The sequence below is a fragment of the Enterobacter sp. BNK-22 genome, assembly GCF_048684805.1.
GTDB lineage: Bacteria > Pseudomonadota > Gammaproteobacteria > Enterobacterales > Enterobacteriaceae > Enterobacter > Enterobacter quasiroggenkampii.
In genome coordinates this window covers 2,059,762-2,078,673 of sequence record NZ_JBLQTT010000001.1, presented here as the reverse complement: position 1 = coordinate 2,078,673, position 18,912 = coordinate 2,059,762, and the positions used below count along the sequence as shown (strand labels likewise).

Below are 18,912 nucleotides of genomic sequence, written 5' to 3'. Positions count from 1 at the left end.
CAGACAACAAAAAACCCATCAACCTTGAACCAAAACGGCGGGGTTGATGGGCTCCACAAATTGGGGACATCAAAGAAAAGCAGTGGCACTAGTTATGACTGCCCCCTGATAAAAAAGTTCTGCGCGTAACAAAAATATTTTCCGCCACGCGCATTCTTAGGAGTTATCCGAGTCCGGGCCAGATGATGATAATCAGCGTACCCGCCAGTGTCAGCAGCACGTTAGCGATAGCATACGTGCCCGCATAGCCCAGCGCCGGGATGTTGCTGCGCGCGGTATCGCTGATGATTTCCATAGCAGGCGCACAGGTACGCGCCCCCATCATTGCCCCGAAGAGCAGGGCGCGGTTCATGCGCAGCACGTAGGCACCGAACAGGAAGCAGATCACCACCGGTACCAGGCTGACGATAAGTCCGGAAACCAACATCTGCCAGCCGACGGCGCCGAGGCTGTGACCAATCCCGCTGCCCGCGCTTAAGCCCACGCCCGCCATAAAGACCATCAGACCGAACTCTTTCACCATGTTCAGCGCGCCCTGCGGAATGTAGCCGAAGGTCGGGTGGTTCGCTCGCAGGAAGCCCAGCATGATCCCGGCGAACAGCAGACCGGCGGCATTACCGATGCCGAAGCTGAAGTTGCTGAACTGGAAGGTGATCATCCCGATCATCAAGCCAACGATAAAGAAGGCGCAGAAGGCCAGTAGGTCAGTGACCTGGCTGTGAATGGAGATAAAGCCGATGCGGTCGGCCACGGTTTTCACGCGGCGGGCGTCGCCGCTGACCTGCAGCACGTCGCCTTTGTTGAGCACCACATTGTCGTCGATAGGCATCTCAATCTGGCTGCGGATCACGCGGTTGAGGAAGCAGCCGTGGTCGGTCAGCTTCAGCTGCGCCAGGCGGCGGCCCACGGCGTTATGGTTTTTCACCACGATCTCTTCGGTGACGATGCGCATGTCGAGCAGATCGCGGTCGAACACCTCTTTGCCGTTACGGAAGCTCGGGTCGAGACGGGCGTGGGCGTCCGGGTAACCTACCAGCGCGATGTCATCGCCCATCTGCAGCACCGCGTCGCCGTCCGGGTTCGCCAGAATGCCGTTGCGGCGGATACGTTCGATGTAGCAGCCCGTCTGGCGGTAAATCCCCAGCTCACGCAGATTTTTGCCGTCAGCCCAGGCAACCAGCTCTGGCCCGACGCGATAGGCGCGGATCACCGGGAGATAGACTTTACGTTTGGAGTCGGTATCGAGACCGCGCTCGCGGGCGATTTGCTGGGCGCTGGTCTGCAGATCCTGGTGCTGAAGTTTTGGCAGGTAGCGTGCGCCGACAATCAGGCTCACCAGACCAATCAGATAGGTCAGGGCATAGCCGAGGCTCAGGTGGTCGAGTGCGGTAGAAAGCTGCGCGCCGGCCATGCCGGAATGGCGCAGGGTATCACCGGCACCCACCAGCACAGGGGTGGAGGTCATGGAGCCTGCCAGCATACCGGCCGTTAACCCGATATCCCAGCCAAACAGTTTACCCAGCCCTAAGGCGATCAGCAGCGCGCTGCCGACCATTACCAGCGCCAGCATCAGATAATTTTTGCCGTCGCGGAAGAAAATTGAAAAAAAGTTCGGTCCTGCTTCCACGCCAACGCAAAAAATAAACAGCATAAAACCTAAGTTGAGCGCGTCCGTGTTAATGCTGAAGTGCTGCTGGCCTAATAATAAGGAGACGACTAAAACGCCAATGGAATTACCAAGTTGAACTGAACCCAGGCGCAATTTACCCAGGCAAAGGCCCAGCGCCAGTACCACAAATAATAACAGGATGTAATTCCCATTTAACAAGTCTGCGACGTTTATATTCACGGAGGCTAACTTCTTGTTTACCAGTAAGTTGTTGAATGAAAGGACTTTTTGGGCTACTGTTTTCTGGGTCAGGGAAAGGCGTTAACGCTCCCTGTTTCCTGCTTTATTCCCTAAAACATTAGCTGGCGTGTAGTTTAATCGTATTAGCTACTGACAGCTACTGATTATCGCATCACCCTGTGCGTACTTTGGCAAGGATTGCCGCATTGCTTTATCTGACTGGGCGTCTACCCGACGAAAGTGTATTTGATAGAGATAAGTCAGGAGGATAGTTTGAACATTAAACGAAACTGGGCGGGGGTGATCAGCTGCTTTTTGCTGTTCACGGTCGTATGCATGTCGCTTGCTTTTAACGTGAAAGGGGCATTCAGGGCGTCGGGTCATCCGGAGCTGGGGCTGCTCTTTTTTACGTTGCCGGGGGCTGCTGCCAGTTTTCTCTCCCGTAAAGGGGAGGTGGTGAAGCCGCTGCTGGGCGCCATGCTGGCCGCGCCGCTCTGTTTGCTGCTGATGCGCTTGCTCTATATCTCAACGCGGAGTTTCTGGCAGGAGCTGGCATGGTTGATGAGCGCCGTATTCTGGTGCGCCCTTGGCGCGCTCTGCTACTTATTTGTGCGCAGTCTGCTTCGGCACCGACGGCACCACAAATAAAAACGCCCTCTCGGTGAGGGCGTCTTCACATTACTGGGCAGCAAACAGGCCCAGATGCTCTTTGGCGTAGGCTTCAAAGTCAGTACAGCCGCCGATGTGTTTCTGATCGAGGAAGATCTGCGGTACGGTTTCAACCGGCTTGCCGACGGTTTTTTCAAGATCCGCTTTCGTGATGCCTTCCGCGTGGATATCCACGTAGCGGAAGTTGAAGTCATCGCGCTCTTCGGTCAGTTTCTCAGCCAGCTCTTTTGCGCGTACACAGTATGGGCACCCTGGACGACCAAAAATTACTGCAAACATTTCTCTCTCCTCAAAAAACAAGCCTGACGGCGAATAAGACATATAGTGCCCGATAACCTGCCGCCATTAAAGAAGGTTTCGCCTGTCGCTTTGATACAGTCAGGCTATGTTTCGCCAATTACATCGCGCAAATCATTGCCTATACTGGCTGCAATACGTATTAAGCAAGACAAAGAGAGACAAGATGACACCCACGATTGACCTGCTCCGTTCCCACCGTTCCATTCGCCACTTCACCGATGAGCCGATTACCGAGGCGCAGCGTGCCGCGATTATTGACAGCGCCAGGGCGACCTCCAGCTCCAGCTTCCTGCAGTGCAGCTCCATTATCCGCATTACCGACCCGGCCATGCGCGAGCAACTGGTGACGCTGACCGGCGGGCAGAAGCATGTGGCCCAGGCGGCGGAGTTCTGGGTGTTCTGCGCCGACTTCAACCGTCATCTGCAGATCTGCCCTGAGGCCGAACTCGGGCTGGCCGAACAGCTGCTGCTGGGCGTGGTGGATACCGCGCTGATGGCGCAAAACGCCTTCACGGCGGCGGAGTCGCTGGGGTTAGGCGGTGTCTACATCGGCGGCCTGCGTAACAACATCGAAAGCGTGACCGAGCTGCTGAAGCTGCCAAAACACGTGCTGCCGCTGTTTGGCCTGTGCCTCGGCTGGCCTGCGGATAACCCAGATCTGAAGCCGCGCATTCCTGCGGCGATGCTGGTGCATGAAAACCACTATCAGCCGGTCGATCAGGATGTCCTGAATCAATACGATGAAGAGCTGGCAAACTACTACCTGACGCGCGGTAGCAATAACCGTCGCGATACCTGGACTGACCATATTCGTCGCACCATCATTAAAGAAAATCGCCCGTTTATTCTTGATTATCTGCACAAACAGGGCTGGGCGACGCGATAGTCCATTTATCCTGCGCCTGCCTGCGTATATGATACGCAGGCTTTTTCCATGTCTTCAGAGAGGTGCAGGGTGAAAATTGCCATATTGTCCCGGGATGGAACGCTCTATTCATGTAAGCGCCTGAGAGAAGCGGCGGCGAAACGCGGGCATCAGGTTGAGATCCTCGACCCGATGTCCTGCTATATGAACATCGACCCGGCCGCCTCGTCGATTCACTACAAAGGTCGCAAGCTGCCGCATTTTGATGCGGTCATCCCCCGCATCGGCTCCCAGATTACCTACTACGGCACCGCCGCGCTGCGCCAGTTCGAGATGCTGGGCAGCTATCCGCTCAACGAATCCGTCGCCATTTCCCGCGCCCGCGACAAGCTGCGCTCGCTGCAGCTCCTTGCCCGTCAGGGGATCGATCTCCCCGTCACGGGGATTGCCCATTCACCGGACGACACCAGCGATCTGATCGACATGGTGGGCGGCGCCCCTTTGGTGATCAAGCTGGTGGAAGGCACCCAGGGCATTGGCGTGGTGCTGGCGGAGACGCGTCAGGCAGCGGAGAGCGTGATTGACGCCTTCCGCGGGCTGAATGCCCACATTCTGGTGCAGGAGTATATCGAAGAGGCCAAAGGGCGCGACATCCGCTGCTTCGTCGTGGGAAACGAGGTGGTGGCAGCCATTGAGCGTCAGGCCAAAGAGGGGGATTTCCGTTCTAACCTTCACCGCGGCGGCGTCGCGCGTGTAGCCGATATCAGCGACCGGGAGCGGGAAATTGCGGTGAAAGCCGCGCAAACCCTGGGGCTGGACGTGGCGGGTGTAGACCTGCTGCGCGCAACGCGCGGGCCGCTGGTCATGGAGGTAAACGCCTCGCCGGGGCTGGAAGGCGTGGAAAAAACCACAGGGGTCGATATTGCGGGTAAAATGATCTTATGGATCGAGCGTCATGCGACGCCGGGCTACTGTCTGAAAACGGGTGGTTAAATGGATTACCGCGCGCTTTTTGAGTACCCTATGCGAAGTTTTTATTAAAGAGGCTGCATCGCGATGGATTTACAGGTCGTACCTACACTGGATACGTTACGTCAATGGCTTGATGATGCCGGAATTACGTTCTTCGAATGCGATTCCTGCCAGGCGCTGCATCTGCCTCATATGCAGAATTTCGACGGCATTTTCGATGCCAAAATCGATCTGATTAACGACGTGATCCTTTTCTCCGCGCTGGCCGAAGTGAAGCCGTCCGCGCTGCTGGCGCTGGCCTCCGACCTGTCGGCCATCAATGCCAGTTCTTTGACGGTGAAGGCATTTCTCGACATACAGGATGATAATCTGCCAAAACTGGTCGTTTGCCAGTCTTTATTCTCCGGGGCAGGGCTGTCGTTCAAGCAGTTCGCCTGGTTTATGCGCCTGAGCGAAGAGCAAATTTCGATGGTCATGATGGAAGCCAATGCACATCATCTGTTGTATAGCGCGGAAGATGATGCAGAGAATAATGATGCATCTCCCAATTTTCTTCACTAAGCCTGTCTGACTTTTGCGCAGTCGCTGCCATGGCGGCTGCAGAAGGCCATTTTTTCTGCTGCTTTTAACCATCCTTTAAAGAATTATTCACCTCCCTGAAGGCCGTTTCGGCTTATCACGTAGACTTAACCTGCATAAAAAATTGATAAAAGGCGTTTTTTCGTCTGGGCTATAGCCGGAGACACGGGCTACAGTTATTCTTGCGATGCTTCAAAAAGCGAGCGGAAGCTGCCGGGTAAAGAGGTTTCTTTTTATTTTGAGCAGAGCGACAAACTATGCATGATTTTTGCATATATCCAGATTGCACAGTTTTAGTTCGTTTGTTAACGAGCTTTCAGAAGGAATAACACTATGATCGCCTTGAATAAAAAATGGTTATCGGGTCTGGTTGCGGGTGCTCTGATGGCCGTCTCTGCCGGCACGCTCGCTGCGGAACAAAAAACGCTGCACGTTTATAACTGGTCTGACTATATTGCGCCGGACACGGTGGCAAATTTTGAAAAAGAGACCGGCATTAAAGTGGTCTACGACGTGTTCGATTCTAACGAAGTGCTGGAAGGAAAACTGATGGCGGGTAGCACCGGGTTTGACCTCGTGGTGCCTTCCGCAAGCTTCCTCGAGCGCCAGCTGACGGCAGGCGTCTTCCAACCGCTGGATAAGAGCAAATTACCGAACTGGAAAAATCTCGATCCGGAAGTGCTGAAGCTGGTGGCCAAGCATGACCCGGACAACAAATACGCGATGCCGTATCTCTGGGCGACCACCGGTATCGGCTTTAACGTCGATAAAGTGAAGGCGGCGCTGGGCCCTGACGTGAAGCTGGACAGCTGGGACGTGGTGCTGAAGCCGGAAAACCTTGAGAAGCTGAAAAGCTGCGGCGTCTCCTTCCTCGATGCGCCGGAAGAGATTTTCGCGACCGTGCTGAACTACCTGGGCAAAGACCCGAACAGCAATAAGGCGGATGATTACACCGGCCCGGCGACCGAACTGCTGCTGAAGCTGCGTCCAAACATTCGCTACTTCCACTCATCCCAGTACATTAACGACCTGGCGAACGGCGACATCTGCGTCGCGATCGGCTGGGCAGGGGACGTATGGCAGGCGGCTAACCGCGCGAAAGAGGCGAAAAACGGCGTGAACGTCTCTTACTTCATTCCGAAGGAGGGGGCGCTGGCCTTCTTTGACGTCTTCGCGATGCCGGCTGACGCGAAAAACAAAGACGAAGCGTATCAGTTCCTCAACTACCTGATGCGTCCTGAGGTTATCGCCCACATCAGCGACCACGTTTACTATGCGAACGGTAACAAGGCCTCCGTGCCGCTGGTGAGCGAAGAGATCCGTAATAACCCGGCTATCTATCCGCCAGCGGATGTGTTCGCCAAGCTCTTCACCCTGAAAGTTCAGGATCCAAAAATTGACCGCGTGCGTACCCGCGCGTGGACCAAGGTGAAAAGCGGTAAATAACGGCGTTTGGTATTGCTGCCCGGTGGCGCTATCGCTTACCGGGCCTCTACAACCCGTAGGCCGGGCAAGCATTAGCGCCGCCCGGCGATGCGCACCCTGACGGTGCGTTTGCACCAGTTTTGATCTCTACCGGAGAACACCCCGTGAATGACGCGATCCCCCGCCCGCAGGCGAAAGTCCGTAAAGCGCTGACCCCGCTGCTTGAAATTCGTAACCTCACCAAATCTTTTGATGGCCAGCATGCCGTGGACGACGTCAGCCTGACGATCTATAAAGGCGAAATTTTTGCCCTTCTGGGGGCCTCTGGCTGCGGTAAATCGACCCTGCTGCGCATGCTGGCCGGTTTTGAACAGCCCACCGCCGGGCAGATCGTGCTCGACGGCGTGGATCTCTCCAGCGTGCCGCCGTATCAGCGCCCGATCAACATGATGTTCCAGTCCTACGCACTGTTTCCGCACATGACGGTGGAGCAGAACATCGCCTTCGGCCTGAAGCAGGACAAGCTGCCGAAAGCCGAAATTACCGCGCGCGTGGCCGAGATGCTGAGCCTGGTGCACATGCAGGAGTTCGCCAAGCGTAAGCCGCACCAGCTCTCCGGCGGCCAGCGTCAGCGCGTGGCCCTGGCCCGCAGCCTGGCAAAACGCCCGAAACTGCTGCTGCTTGACGAACCGATGGGCGCGCTGGATAAAAAGCTGCGCGACCGTATGCAGCTCGAAGTGGTCGATATCCTTGAGCGCGTGGGGGTGACCTGCGTGATGGTGACCCACGACCAGGAAGAGGCCATGACCATGGCCGGACGTATCGCCATCATGAACCGCGGCAAGTTCGTGCAGATTGGTGAACCGGAAGAGATTTATGAGCATCCGACCACCCGCTACAGCGCGGAGTTCATCGGCTCGGTTAACGTTTTCGAAGGGCTGCTGAAAGATCGTCAGGAAGACGGTCTGGTCATCGAATCGCCGGGGTTGCAGCATCCGCTTAAGGTCGATCCGGATAACTCGGTAGTGGATAACGTGCCGGTCTACGTCGCGCTACGTCCGGAGAAGATCATGCTCTGTGAAGACCCGCCTGCTGATGGCTATAACTTTGCCGTCGGGGAAGTGGTGCACATTGCCTATCTGGGCGATCTCTCTATCTATCACGTGCGCCTGAAAAGCGGGCAGATGCTCAGCGCGCAGTTACAGAACGAACATCGCTATCGCAAGGGACAGCCGACCTGGGGCGACGAAGTGCGCCTGTGTTGGGATGCAGACAGTTGCGTTGTGCTGACGGTATAAGGAGCGGCCAATGAGTACACTTGAACCTCCAGCCCGCGTCGAAAAGCCGGGCGGCTTTGCCCACTGGCTGACGCGCATGCAGATGAAGCACGGCCGCAAGCTGGTGATCGCCATGCCGTACGTGTGGCTGATCCTGCTGTTCCTGCTGCCGTTCCTGATTGTTTTCAAGATAAGCCTGGCGGAAATGGCGCGGGCGATCCCGCCTTACACCAACCTGCTGGACTGGGCCGACGGGCAGCTGACGCTGACCTTAAACCTGGGTAACTTCCTGCAGCTCACCGACGACCCGCTCTATTTCGAAGCCTATCTGCAGTCGCTGCAGGTGGCGGCGATCTCGACGCTCTGCTGTCTGGTGATGGGCTACCCGCTGGCGTGGGCGGTGGCGCACAGCAAGCCGTCAACGCGTAACATCCTGCTGTTGCTGGTGATTTTACCGTCGTGGACCTCGTTCCTGATCCGCGTTTACGCGTGGATGGGGATCCTGAAAAACAACGGCGTGCTGAATAACTTCCTGATGTGGCTCGGGGTTATCGATCAGCCGCTGACGATCCTGCACACCAACCTCGCGGTCTATATCGGCATTGTGTACGCCTATCTGCCGTTTATGGTGCTGCCGATCTACACGGCGCTGACGCGTATCGACTACTCGCTGGTAGAAGCGTCGCTCGATCTCGGTGCCCGTCCGTTAAAAACTTTCTTCAGCGTCATTGTCCCGCTGACCAGGGGCGGCATTATCGCCGGGTCGATGCTGGTCTTTATCCCGGCGGTGGGGGAGTTTGTGATCCCGGAACTGCTCGGCGGGCCTGACAGCATCATGATTGGCCGCGTGCTGTGGCAGGAGTTCTTCAATAACCGCGACTGGCCGGTGGCCTCGGCGGTGGCGATCGTGATGCTACTGCTGCTGATCGTGCCGATCATGTGGTTCCACAAGCATCAGCAGAAACAGATGGGAGATCACGGATGAACAACTTACCGGTAGTGCGCTCCCCGTGGCGAATTGCGATCCTGGTCATCGGCTTTACCTTCCTGTATGCGCCGATGCTGATGCTGGTGATCTACTCGTTTAACAGTTCCAAGCTGGTGACGGTCTGGGCAGGCTGGTCGACGCGCTGGTACAGCGAGCTGTTCCACGATGATGCGATGATGAGCGCGGTGGGGCTGAGCCTGACCATTGCGGCGCTGGCGGCGACCATGGCGTCCGTGCTGGGCACGATCGCCGCGCTGGTGATGGTGCGCTTCGGACGTTTTCGCGGTTCAAACGGCTTCGCCTTTATGATCACCGCTCCGCTGGTTATGCCGGACGTGATCACCGGTCTCGCGCTGTTGCTGCTGTTCGTGGCCCTGGCGCACGCCATCGGCTGGCCGGCGGACCGCGGGATGCTCACCATCTGGCTGGCGCACGTCACCTTCTGTACCGCCTATGTCGCGGTGGTAATCGCCTCGCGCCTGCGCGAGCTGGATCGGTCCATTGAAGAGGCGGCGATGGATCTCGGCGCGACGCCGCTGAAGGTCTTTTTCATCATCACCCTGCCGATGATTATGCCGGCGGTGATCTCCGGCTGGCTGCTGGCGTTTACCCTGTCGCTCGACGATCTGGTTATCGCCAGCTTTGTCTCCGGCCCGGGGGCGACGACGCTGCCGATGCTGGTCTTCTCAAGCGTGCGCATGGGGGTCAACCCGGAGATCAACGCCCTGGCCTCTATCATCCTCGGTGTGGTCGGAATTGTCGGATTTATCGCCTGGTATTTGATGGCGCGCGCGGAAAAACAGCGCGTGCGCGATATCCAGCGTGCAAGACGCGGCTGAAGGATTTAAAATTTCCAGTGATGTGCCGCGCATGACGCGGCACTGTTTTTCAGGGAAGTAAAACATTGGGATTATTAAAAAAATCACGTATTACGCACGCACGTCCTAACGTACCTGCACTGGTTCAGGTGGCGGCGCTCGCCATTATTATGATCCGCTGCCTGGACGTGCTGATGATTCTGAATACCCTGGGTGTGCGCGGCATCGGTGAATTCATTCACCGCAGCGTGCAGACGTGGAATCTGACGCTGGTCTTTTTGAGCAGTCTGGTGCTGGTGTTTATCGAGATCTACTGCGCGTTTTCGCTGGTTAAAGGGCGCAACTGGGCGCGCTGGGTCTATATGCTGACGCAGATTACCGCGGCGAGCTATCTCTGGGCCGCTTCGCTGGGGTATGGCTACCCGGAGCTGTTCAGTATTGCCGGTGAGTCCAAACGCGAGATCCTGCGCGCGCTGTTTATGCAAAAACTGCCGGACATGCTGGTGCTCTTTCTTCTCTTCGTTCCGGCCTCCAGTCGGCGGTTCTTCCGCCTGCAATAATGTGTATAATCGCAGCCCTCGTGATTTTTAAGGTTTTCATATGCAGTGCGCACTCTATGCCGCCGGACGCTGCCGCTCCTGTCAGTGGATAGAACAACCGGTCTCTCAACAACTCACCGCCAAAATGGCCGACCTGCAACAGCTGCTGGCAGAACACGCGGTGGGCGAGTGGTGCGCACCCGTCAGCGGCCCTGAGCAGGGTTTTCGCAATAAAGCCAAAATGGTGGTCAGCGGCAGCGTGGAAAAACCGCTGCTGGGGATGCTGCACCGCGACGGCACGCCGGAAGACTTAACCGACTGCCCGCTCTATCCCGCTTCCTTTGCGCCGGTCTTTGCCGCACTCAAGCCGTTTATTGCCCGGGCAGGGTTAACGCCCTATAACGTGGCCCGCAAGCGCGGCGAGCTGAAATACCTTCTGCTGACCGAAAGCCAGATCGACGGCGGCATGATGCTGCGCTTCGTGCTGCGCTCTGAAACTAAGCTGGCGCAGCTGCGCGCGGCGCTGCCGTGGCTGCAGGAACAGCTTCCGCAGCTTAAGGTCATTACGGCGAACATTCAGCCGGTACATATGGCGATCATGGAAGGGGAGAAAGAGATTTTCTTCACCGACCAGCACGCGCTGGCGGAGAGCTTCAACGGCGTGCCGCTGTGGATCCGCCCGCAAAGCTTCTTCCAGACCAACCCGACCGTGGCAAGCAGCCTGTACGCCACTGCCCGCGACTGGGTGCGTGCGTTGAACGTTGACCACATGTGGGATCTGTTCTGCGGCGTGGGCGGGTTTGGCCTGCACTGCGCCACGCCGGAGATGCAGCTCACCGGCATTGAGATCTCTGCCGAAGCAATTGCCTGCGCGAAGCAGTCCGCCGCCGAACTGGGGTTAACGAATCTGCGCTTCCAGGCGCTGGACTCCACGCAGTTCGCGACCGGCCAGGGCAACGTGCCGGAGCTGGTGCTGGTCAACCCGCCGCGCCGCGGCATCGGCAATGCGCTGTGCGACTACCTGAGCCAGATGGCGCCGGAATACATCATCTATTCCAGCTGCAACGCGCAGACCATGGCGAAAGACATTGCGCAACTACCGGGCTATCGCGTTGAACGCGTTCAGCTTTTTGATATGTTCCCGCACACCGCGCACTATGAAGTGCTGACGTTGCTGGTGAAAACGCACTAATCCTCAACATCGCCCGGTGGCGCTGCGCTTACCGGGCCTACGATCCGGAGTAGGCCGGGTAAGGCGTAGCCGCCACCCGGCTTTGTTTGCTCAACCCAGGAATGCGACTCCCGCCTCTTTTTTAAGCCAGCGTGGCGCTTTCAACTGGTCGGCAAAATAGCCTGTCAGCTCAAAGAGCAGATCACCCATCACGCGGGCTGACTCCGGCGCAAGTACCCCCCTATTAAGAGTTGCGTAATCTCCTCACAATAACGGCACAGTTGATCAGGCTCCGCGTTGAATGCAGGTTCTCTTTCTGGGAAAACGTCCACCGTTAATCGTTCATACAAATGCTCCGGCACAGGTTCCAGCAGCATCGGGCGGAGCAAGGCAAGACAGGTGGCGAGGCGGCCACAGAGCGCGATTTTTCTGGCAGGATCGGTTTCTTCAACCAGCGCTTCGCAGTAGCGCTGGCAGTTGTCGGCCAGATCGGTGAAATCGGTATTGTGATTAACAGGAAGTGTGAGAAGTGTGTCTGAAAAAGACGAGACGATCGACATATAAACATCCTCAGTATGTTGGTTTGTTACCTTCCAAATCTTCAACAAAATGTGAACTCTTCATCCCGGCGAAATCAGGTAAGCTTACGGCATAAGAAATGAATGAAGGCTTACCCATGAAGCAGATCCTGCTGGTGGAAGACGACCACGATATCGCGGCGCTTCTGCGACTCAATTTAGAAGACGAAGGCTACGCCATCACCCACGAGCCCGACGGGGGCAACGCCCTGCAGCGTCTTGAAGCACAGACGTGGGATGCGGTGATCCTCGACCTGATGCTGCCCAACGTGGACGGTCTGGAGATTTGCCGCCGCATCCGTCAGATGACGCGCTACCTGCCGGTGATCATCATCAGCGCCCGCAGCAGCGAAACCGACCGCATCACCGGGCTGGAAACCGGCGCCGACGACTATCTGGCAAAACCGTTCTCCGTGCAGGAGCTGATTGCGCGTATCAAAGCACTGTTTCGTCGCCAGCAGGCGATGGGGCAGGCGCAAACCGACGGACACATTCAGGCGCACGGACTGACCATCGATCCGCTGGCGCGCAGCGTGCTGCTTCACGGCCAGGTGGTGGACCTCACCCCGCGCGAGTTCGAGCTGCTCTACTTCTTTGCCCGTCATCCCGGCGAGGTGTTCTCCCGTCTGGCGCTGCTGGAGCAGGTCTGGGGCTACCAGCACGAAGGCTACGAGCACACCGTCAACACCCATATCAACCGCCTGCGCATCAAGATAGAGAAGGACGCCGCCGAGCCGGAGATCATTCGCACCGTCTGGGGCAAGGGCTACAAATTTGCGGAGCCGCAGCATGATGCGTCGCTTTAGCCTGAGCCAGCGCCTGACGCTGCTCTTCATCCTGCTGATGATGCTCTGCGCCGCCGTCGCCTGCGCGGTACAGCTCTACAGCAGCATGCAGTACGGTAACGCAATGGTGCAGCGTTTGTCGGGTGGGCTGGCGCAGCAGATCGTCCAGCGCGAACCGATTCTGGACGCGCAGGGCCGGGTCGACCGCAGCGCACTGAAACCGCTGTTTGGCCGGCTGATGACCTTTAATCCGAGCGTTGAGCTGTACGTTATCTCTCCTGACGGCGATATCCTCGCCGATGCCGCACCGCCGGGCCATATTCAGCGGCAAAAAATCGACCTGGCGCCGGTGCAGAGCTTCCTGAGCGGCACCACCATGCCGGTACTGGGCGACGATCCGCGCAGTCAAAATCAAAAAGTCTTCAGTGCCACGCCGCTGCGGCAGGACGGGGAGCTAAAAGGCTATCTGTACATTATCTTGCAGGGCGAGGAGTCAAACGCTCTGGCGGAAATGGCCTGGCACAAGGCGCTGTGGAGTACCGTCCTGTGGTCACTGCTGTGGGTCGTGCTGTTTGGGCTGCTGGCAGGGCTGCTGGTCTGGTACTGGGTCACGCGTCCGGTCAAACAGCTTACGGTGGAGGTCGCCGGGCTGGAGCAGGACAGCATGAGCGCAATCAGGCTGCTGGCGGCACAGACGCCGGACACGGCGGCAAAAGATGAAGTGGCGATCCTGCGCAACAGCTTTATCGAGCTGGCGCGCAAAATCACCCAACAGTGGGATCGGCTGGCCGACAGCGATCGCCAGCGCCGGGAGTTTATCGCCAATATTTCGCACGATCTCCGCACGCCGCTGACCTCACTGCTGGGCTATCTCGAAACCCTGTCGCTCAAATCCGCCACCCTGACGCCGCAGGAGCACCAGCAGTATCTCGCCACCGCGCTGCGTCAGGGGCAAAAAGTCCGGCATCTTTCGCAGCAGCTGTTTGAGCTGGCACGCCTTGAACACGGTGGTATTAAACCCCAGCGCGAGCGGTTCGCAATGGCGGAGCTGATTTCCGACGTGGCGCAGAAGTTTGAGCTCACGGCCCGCACGCGAGAGGTCAATCTGCATATTGACGTGCCGGGGCCGCTGCCGATGGTAAACGCCGATGTGTCGATGATTGAACGCGTGGTGACCAACCTGCTGGATAACGCGATGCGCCATACGCCTGGCGGCGGAGAAATTCGTCTGGCGGTGTGGCAGGAAAATGAACAGCTGCAGGTCGAAGTGTCCGACAGCGGAACGGGCGTGGATGCCTCGCTGCGCGACGATCTGTTCCAGCGGCCGTCGGCGCTCAATACCCAGGCCTCGCGGGAGAATCGCGGCGGGTTGGGGCTATTAATCGTGAAACGGATGCTGGAGCTGCACGGGGGCGGGATCAGGCTAATGGAGTCGGTGAGCGGGGCACGGTTCAGGTTCTTTGTGCCGTTATGAGAGAGTGCCGGGCGGCGCTGCGCTTGCCCGGCCTACAAATCCCCCCGTAGGCCGGGTAAGGCGAAGCCGTCACCCGGCAAAAGACATTACTGCGGGAACCACTGCTCGCTGATTTTCTGGTACGTACCGTCCGCTTTAATCGCTTTCAGCGCGCCGTTCAGTTTTTCCAGAAGCGCTTTGTTATCCGGACGTACCGCGATGCCGAGGCCCGTGCCGAAGTACTGTGGATCGGTCACTTTCTCGGTAGCCGTGCCCAGTTGCGGGTTGGTTTTGAGCCACTCGTTCACCACGGCAGTATCGCCGAAGACGCCGTCGATACGGCCATTTTTCAGGTCGATAATCGCGTTCTGGTAGCTGTCATAGGCCACGGTCTTCACTTCAGGATGCTTGTCCTGCAGGTACTTCTGGTGCGTGGTGCCGTTTTCCATCCCGATGCGTTTGCCTTTCAGCTGATCGAAAGAGGTATACGCGCCTTTCTTCGCAATCACCACCGCCGAGTTGGCGTAGTACGGGTCGGTGAACGCCACCTGCTTGCTGCGCTCAGGCGTGATGTCCATCCCGGAGATCACCGCGTCGTATTTTTTGAACTTCAGCGACGGGATCAGGCTGTCAAAAGCATGGTTAGTAAAGGTGCAGTCGGCCTGCATCTGTTTGCACAGCGCTTTCGCCAGATCGATATCGAAACCGACGATCTGGTTGCTGGCATCCAGCGACTCAAACGGCGGATAGGTGGCGGACACGCCGAAATTGATTTTATCCGCAGCGGATGCGCCAGCGGCGAAGGTGGCGAGTAATGCGGCCAGAACTAACTTTTTCATTGTAATGCTCCCGTCTGTCTTATTGATGCGCCGTGTCTGCGGCCTGGATGTACAATGCCAGTTAATGAATTTATATGCAATAAAAATGATTAAGTATTATTTTAATCACAAAAAAAAGCGGATAACCCATCAGGTTACCCGCTCCATGAATACCGTTTTATGCATTTGCGTGGTTAATTTCTGCGCTCAAACGCCAGCGCTTTACGCTCAATCAGGCGCATCATCAGCGTCAGCAGACCGTTCACCACCAGATACACCACGCCCGCTGCGCCGAACACCATCACGTCATAGGTGCGTCCATACAGCAGCTGTCCGTGACCCATCACTTCCATCAGGGTGATGGTGTAGGCCAGCGAGGTACTTTTGAACACCAGCACCACTTCGTTGGAATAGGAGGAGAGCGCGCGCTTAAAGGCGTACGGCAGCAGGATTGCCAGCGTGTCTTTCTTGCTCATGCCCAGCGCCCCGCAGGACTGCCACTGGCCTTCCGGGATGGCGCGGATCGCCCCGTAGAACAGCTGGGTGGTATAGGCCGCGCTGTTCAGCGAAAGGGCAATCAGGGCACACAGCCACGGCTCAGAGAGCAGATGCCAGATAACCGGATACGCCTGCAGCGACGGGAACTGGCCCGGGCCGTAGTAAATCAGGAAGATCTGCACCAGCAGCGGCGTACCGGTAAACAGGGTGATGTACCCGCGCACAATCCACACCAGAACAGGCGTTTTCAGCGTCAGGATGATGGTGAAGATGAGCGCCAGGATCAGCGCCACGATAATGGACGCCACGGTCAGCGTCAGGCTGGTGTGCAGCCCTTTCATCAACTCGGGAAAGTATTCAAGCATCAGCCTGGTCTCCGTTCAAAGCGCGTCGCTCGCAGGTCAATACGCTTGAGGATGTACTGACTGAGCAACGTGATCACCAGGTAGATCGCCGCCGCCACAATGTACCAGGTAAACGGCTCCTGGGTACGTGTGGCGATGCTTTTGGTTTGCAGCATCAAATCGTTAACGCTAATCAGGCTCACCAGCGCGGTATCTTTCAGCAGCACCAGCCACTGGTTGCCGAGCCCCGGCAGGGCATGGCGCCACATCTGCGGCATCACCAGACGGAAAAAGATGGCGGATTTCGATAACCCTAACGCCTGACCCGATTCCCATTGTCCCTGCGGCACGGCTTTCAGCGCACCGCGCAGGGTTTGCGACGCGTACGCGGAGTAGAGCAGGGAGAGGGCAATCACGCCGCACAGGAATGGGCTGACGTCAAAGTTGTCGATCTGCATCTGCACCGGGATCTGCGCAAAGCCAAGATTGATCGTGAAGCCGTCCGACAGCGTCAGCAGCAGCTGTGAGGAGCCGAAATAGATAAACAGGACCACCAGAATTTCCGGTAGCCCACGCAGCACGGTGACCAGCGCGGAGCCTGTCCAGGCGACAGGGAACCATTTCGCGGATTCCCACACCGCAAAGAACATCGCCAGCACGAGGCCGATAATCAGTGCGCAAACGGCAAGGCCGACGGTCATCCCGGCGGCGCTTGCTAAAGGAAAAATTTCATTCATCAGGAATTACTTCTGGAACCATTTTTTGTAGATGGTTTCGTAGGTGCCGTCTTTCTTCACTTTTTCCAGCGCAGCGTTGAATTTCTGCTGCAGCTCAGTGTTGCCCTGACGAACGGCAATCCCCAGACCGGTACCGAAGTAATCCTTATCGGTCACTTTGTCGCCCACTGGCGCCAGCTTGTCGTTGGCTTTCAGCCACTCGGTCACCACCGCGGTATCACCAAATACGCCGTCGATACGGCCATTTTGCAGATCCAGCTTCGCGTTCTGGTAGCTGTCATACGGAACGGTGGTGATTTCCGGATGCTTATCCATGATGAATTTCTGGTGCGTGGTGCCGTTCTGCACGCCCACTTTCTTGCCTTTCAGCTGATCGACAGAGGTAAATTTACCTTTCTGACCAATGAAAAGGGCGGAGTTGTCGTAGTAAGGGGTGGTGAACAGCACCTGCTTTTCACGCTCGGGGGTGATGTCCATACCGGCCATCACGGCGTCGATACGGCGGAACTTCAGGCTTGGGATCAGGCTGTCGAACGCCTGGTTGCTGAAGGTACAGGTTGCATCGATCTCTTTACACAGGGCGTTAGCCAGGTCCACGTCGAAGCCCACAATTTTGTTGTTCGCATCAATGGACTCAAACGGAGGGTAAGAGGCTTCCGTCGCGAAACGAATGGTCTGGGCTGCGGTAGCAGAAAGGGTAACGCCAGCAAGCAGCACGGCAAGTAATACTTTTTTCATTATATTTCCCCTGACACAATCAATGAGATAAATAGTTTTTGAAGGCATCGGTTTGCGGGTTAGCGAAGCAGCTCGCATCACCTTGCTCAACGATATACCCATTTTCCATGTAGACCACACGGCTGGCGGTTTTGCGCGCCACTTCCACTTCGTGGGTGACGATAACCTGCGTAATGTTGGTTTCCGCCAGCTCGCGAATGATGCTCACGATCTGGGCGGTGATTTCCGGATCCAGCGCCGCCGTCGGTTCATCAAACAGCAGCACCGCAGGCTCCATCATCAGCGCACGGGCAATGGCCACGCGCTGCTGCTGACCACCGGACAGGTGCAGCGGGTAGCGGTCGCTGTAGGGCTTAAGGCGCAGACGCTCCAGCAGCTTTTCGGCACGCGCAATCGCCTGATCCTTGCTTAACCCCAGCACGCGGCACGGGGCTTCAATCAGGTTCTGCAGCACGGTCAGGTGCGGCCAGAGATTGTATTGCTGGAAGACCATGCCGACGTTTTGACGCAGTTCGCGAATCGCCTTATCAGACGGCGTCTTCGCGAAATCAAAATGGTTACCGGCAATCGCGAGCGTACCTGAACGGGGCATCTCAAGCAGATTAAGAACACGCAGAAGGGAGCTTTTACCTGCACCGCTTGGGCCAAGCAAAACCAGCGTTTCGCCTTCCGGGCAGTTTAGCGTGATGTCAAACAGCGCCTGGTGTGCGCCGTAGAAGCAGTTAATGCCGTTTAGTTTAATACTCATCGGGGCAGTCTTTACTCATCCAGGCAATCTATAGCAATTGAGGCCGCAGATAGTACCGTTGACAGAATAGTTATGCAATATTTCTGCGTTAAAAGTTAAATATAACCCGTATTTCCTCTTAAACATAGCACAAAATAGCGAACGGCAAGGTCGGCGAGTATAAATGTCGGCATTCCGCAAGAAATGCCGGACATTTTACGGGGGTAACATTTTTATCATTGATGAATCAGCGGTTCTCAATCGACTGGCGAAGCGTGCCTGCCGGGGCATGAACGCTGCCGCCCACGTAGCGTACGTCGTCCACCGCCCAGCACTGTCCTTCACGGATCATCAGCACTTCGTCCTGCCAGGTTTGGGTGCCCTGCGTCAGCTTCACGCGCAGCGGAATATTACGGGCATCCGTGTTCGGGATGGTTGACGCGCTGGCCACTTCGGCGCTGTCCGGTAGCGTGGTGCGACTGGAGAACGGATCGGATTTCAGCAGCGCGTTATGCTGCGGATCGCGGGTGGCATCGTTAAGCAGTTTTGCCAGGCCATCGCTCAGATACGGGCGCAGGCCGGTGAGATCGTTGCTGCGGTGCTGGATGCGATAATCATAGAACTGCTGCGCCACGGTGTCCGGGCCGCCCTCAATGCAGGGGCCGCTGCGGGTACCGATATCCTTAAAGGCAGGCGTGACCGTGGTGGTACAGGCGCTGAGCACCAGCGCGCAGGGCACCAAGAGTGTTAAAGCTGAATAGCGCATGTTGATTTCCTTATTT

Annotated in this window: 20 protein-coding genes and 1 pseudogene; 12 read left to right on the top strand and 9 right to left on the bottom strand. The window is 57.0% G+C overall.

The window, feature by feature from the left end; genetic code table 11:
• Window positions 1–163 precede the first annotated feature (163 nt).
• A complete protein-coding gene (locus ACMGGE_RS09830; RefSeq protein WP_014169303.1) occupies window positions 164–1,849 on the bottom strand; it encodes an aspartate:alanine antiporter in 1,686 nt (561 codons plus the stop codon).
• A gap of 273 nt (window positions 1,850–2,122) precedes the next feature.
• On the opposite strand from ACMGGE_RS09830, the gene ACMGGE_RS09825 reads away from it, so the two are divergent.
• Window positions 2,123–2,497, top strand: a complete 375-nt coding sequence (locus tag ACMGGE_RS09825; RefSeq protein WP_024907859.1) for an inner membrane protein YbjM — start codon at window positions 2,123–2,125, stop codon at window positions 2,495–2,497.
• 30 nt (window positions 2,498–2,527) lie between these two features.
• Here ACMGGE_RS09825 and ACMGGE_RS09820 read toward each other — a convergent pair whose 3' ends face one another.
• Entirely contained in the window at window positions 2,528–2,797 is a 270-nt protein-coding gene (locus ACMGGE_RS09820) for a GrxA family glutaredoxin (protein WP_006809455.1), read from the bottom strand.
• Between the two features lie 184 nt (window positions 2,798–2,981).
• Here ACMGGE_RS09820 and nfsA point away from each other — a divergent pair, with 184 nt between their 5' ends.
• The 9 genes from nfsA (at window position 2,982) to rlmC (ending at window position 11,473) form a co-directional block, all read left to right on the top strand.
• Window positions 2,982–3,704, top strand: a complete 723-nt coding sequence (nfsA, locus tag ACMGGE_RS09815; protein ID WP_045908437.1) for a nitroreductase NfsA — start codon at window positions 2,982–2,984, stop codon at window positions 3,702–3,704.
• Window positions 3,705–3,773: 69 nt separating this feature from the next.
• Entirely contained in the window at window positions 3,774–4,676 is a 903-nt protein-coding gene (gene rimK / locus ACMGGE_RS09810) for a 30S ribosomal protein S6--L-glutamate ligase (protein ID WP_045908436.1), read from the top strand.
• A 63-nt stretch (window positions 4,677–4,739) separates the two neighbouring features.
• Window positions 4,740–5,216, top strand: a complete 477-nt coding sequence (locus ACMGGE_RS09805; protein WP_003858385.1) for a YbjN domain-containing protein — start codon at window positions 4,740–4,742, stop codon at window positions 5,214–5,216.
• Between the two features lie 351 nt (window positions 5,217–5,567).
• A complete protein-coding gene (gene potF, locus ACMGGE_RS09800; RefSeq protein ID WP_126534838.1) occupies window positions 5,568–6,680 on the top strand; it encodes a spermidine/putrescine ABC transporter substrate-binding protein PotF in 1,113 nt (370 codons plus the stop codon).
• A gap of 143 nt (window positions 6,681–6,823) precedes the next feature.
• Entirely contained in the window at window positions 6,824–7,957 is a 1,134-nt protein-coding gene (gene potG, locus ACMGGE_RS09795; RefSeq protein ID WP_021240929.1) for a putrescine ABC transporter ATP-binding subunit PotG, read from the top strand.
• A gap of 10 nt (window positions 7,958–7,967) precedes the next feature.
• Window positions 7,968–8,921 (top strand): putrescine ABC transporter permease PotH, encoded by a 954-nt coding sequence (gene potH / locus ACMGGE_RS09790; protein ID WP_048222227.1) that lies wholly within the window; start codon window positions 7,968–7,970, stop codon window positions 8,919–8,921.
• Entirely contained in the window at window positions 8,918–9,763 is an 846-nt protein-coding gene (gene potI, locus ACMGGE_RS09785) for a putrescine ABC transporter permease PotI (RefSeq protein WP_008503447.1), read from the top strand. Before potH ends, potI begins: the two co-directional genes overlap by 4 nt.
• A gap of 65 nt (window positions 9,764–9,828) precedes the next feature.
• Window positions 9,829–10,302 (top strand): YbjO family protein, encoded by a 474-nt coding sequence (locus ACMGGE_RS09780; RefSeq protein WP_045908434.1) that lies wholly within the window; start codon window positions 9,829–9,831, stop codon window positions 10,300–10,302.
• A 40-nt stretch (window positions 10,303–10,342) separates the two neighbouring features.
• The gene (gene rlmC, locus ACMGGE_RS09775) at window positions 10,343–11,473 is read left to right on the top strand and encodes a 23S rRNA (uracil(747)-C(5))-methyltransferase RlmC (RefSeq protein ID WP_420293708.1); all 1,131 of its coding nucleotides are present in this window, start codon (window positions 10,343–10,345) and stop codon (window positions 11,471–11,473) included.
• A gap of 90 nt (window positions 11,474–11,563) precedes the next feature.
• On the opposite strand, the pseudogene ACMGGE_RS09770 reads toward rlmC, so the two are convergent.
• Window positions 11,564–12,012, bottom strand: a pseudogene (locus ACMGGE_RS09770) (hypothetical protein).
• Between the two features lie 116 nt (window positions 12,013–12,128).
• Here ACMGGE_RS09770 and ACMGGE_RS09765 point away from each other — a divergent pair.
• Entirely contained in the window at window positions 12,129–12,836 is a 708-nt protein-coding gene (locus ACMGGE_RS09765; RefSeq protein ID WP_025912904.1) for a response regulator transcription factor, read from the top strand.
• Window positions 12,820–14,289, top strand: coding sequence for a sensor histidine kinase (locus ACMGGE_RS09760; protein ID WP_420293707.1), 1,470 nt, complete (start codon window positions 12,820–12,822; stop codon window positions 14,287–14,289). Before ACMGGE_RS09765 ends, ACMGGE_RS09760 begins: the two co-directional genes overlap by 17 nt.
• A gap of 86 nt (window positions 14,290–14,375) precedes the next feature.
• Here ACMGGE_RS09760 and artJ read toward each other — a convergent pair whose 3' ends face one another.
• The 6 genes from artJ to ACMGGE_RS09730 form a co-directional block, all read right to left on the bottom strand.
• Complete coding sequence (gene artJ, locus ACMGGE_RS09755; protein ID WP_021240923.1) at window positions 14,376–15,107, bottom strand: arginine ABC transporter substrate-binding protein ArtJ; 732 nt, start codon at window positions 15,105–15,107, stop codon at window positions 14,376–14,378.
• A 173-nt stretch (window positions 15,108–15,280) separates the two neighbouring features.
• Window positions 15,281–15,949, bottom strand: a complete 669-nt coding sequence (gene artM, locus ACMGGE_RS09750) for an arginine ABC transporter permease ArtM (RefSeq protein ID WP_028012513.1) — start codon at window positions 15,947–15,949, stop codon at window positions 15,281–15,283.
• The gene (gene artQ, locus ACMGGE_RS09745) at window positions 15,949–16,665 is read right to left on the bottom strand and encodes an arginine ABC transporter permease ArtQ (RefSeq protein WP_008500033.1); all 717 of its coding nucleotides are present in this window, start codon (window positions 16,663–16,665) and stop codon (window positions 15,949–15,951) included. Before artQ ends, artM begins: the two co-directional genes overlap by 1 nt.
• Before the next feature lie 6 nt (window positions 16,666–16,671).
• Window positions 16,672–17,403, bottom strand: a complete 732-nt coding sequence (gene artI / locus ACMGGE_RS09740) for an arginine ABC transporter substrate-binding protein ArtI (RefSeq protein WP_008500032.1) — start codon at window positions 17,401–17,403, stop codon at window positions 16,672–16,674.
• A gap of 19 nt (window positions 17,404–17,422) precedes the next feature.
• Window positions 17,423–18,151 carry an arginine ABC transporter ATP-binding protein ArtP gene (gene artP / locus ACMGGE_RS09735; RefSeq protein WP_008500030.1) on the bottom strand — a complete coding sequence of 243 codons (729 nt, stop codon included), beginning with the start codon at window positions 18,149–18,151 and terminating at the stop codon, window positions 17,423–17,425.
• A 226-nt stretch (window positions 18,152–18,377) separates the two neighbouring features.
• Window positions 18,378–18,896, bottom strand: a complete 519-nt coding sequence (locus tag ACMGGE_RS09730; protein WP_023335076.1) for a lipoprotein — start codon at window positions 18,894–18,896, stop codon at window positions 18,378–18,380.
• Between the last annotated feature and the right edge of the window lie 16 nt (window positions 18,897–18,912).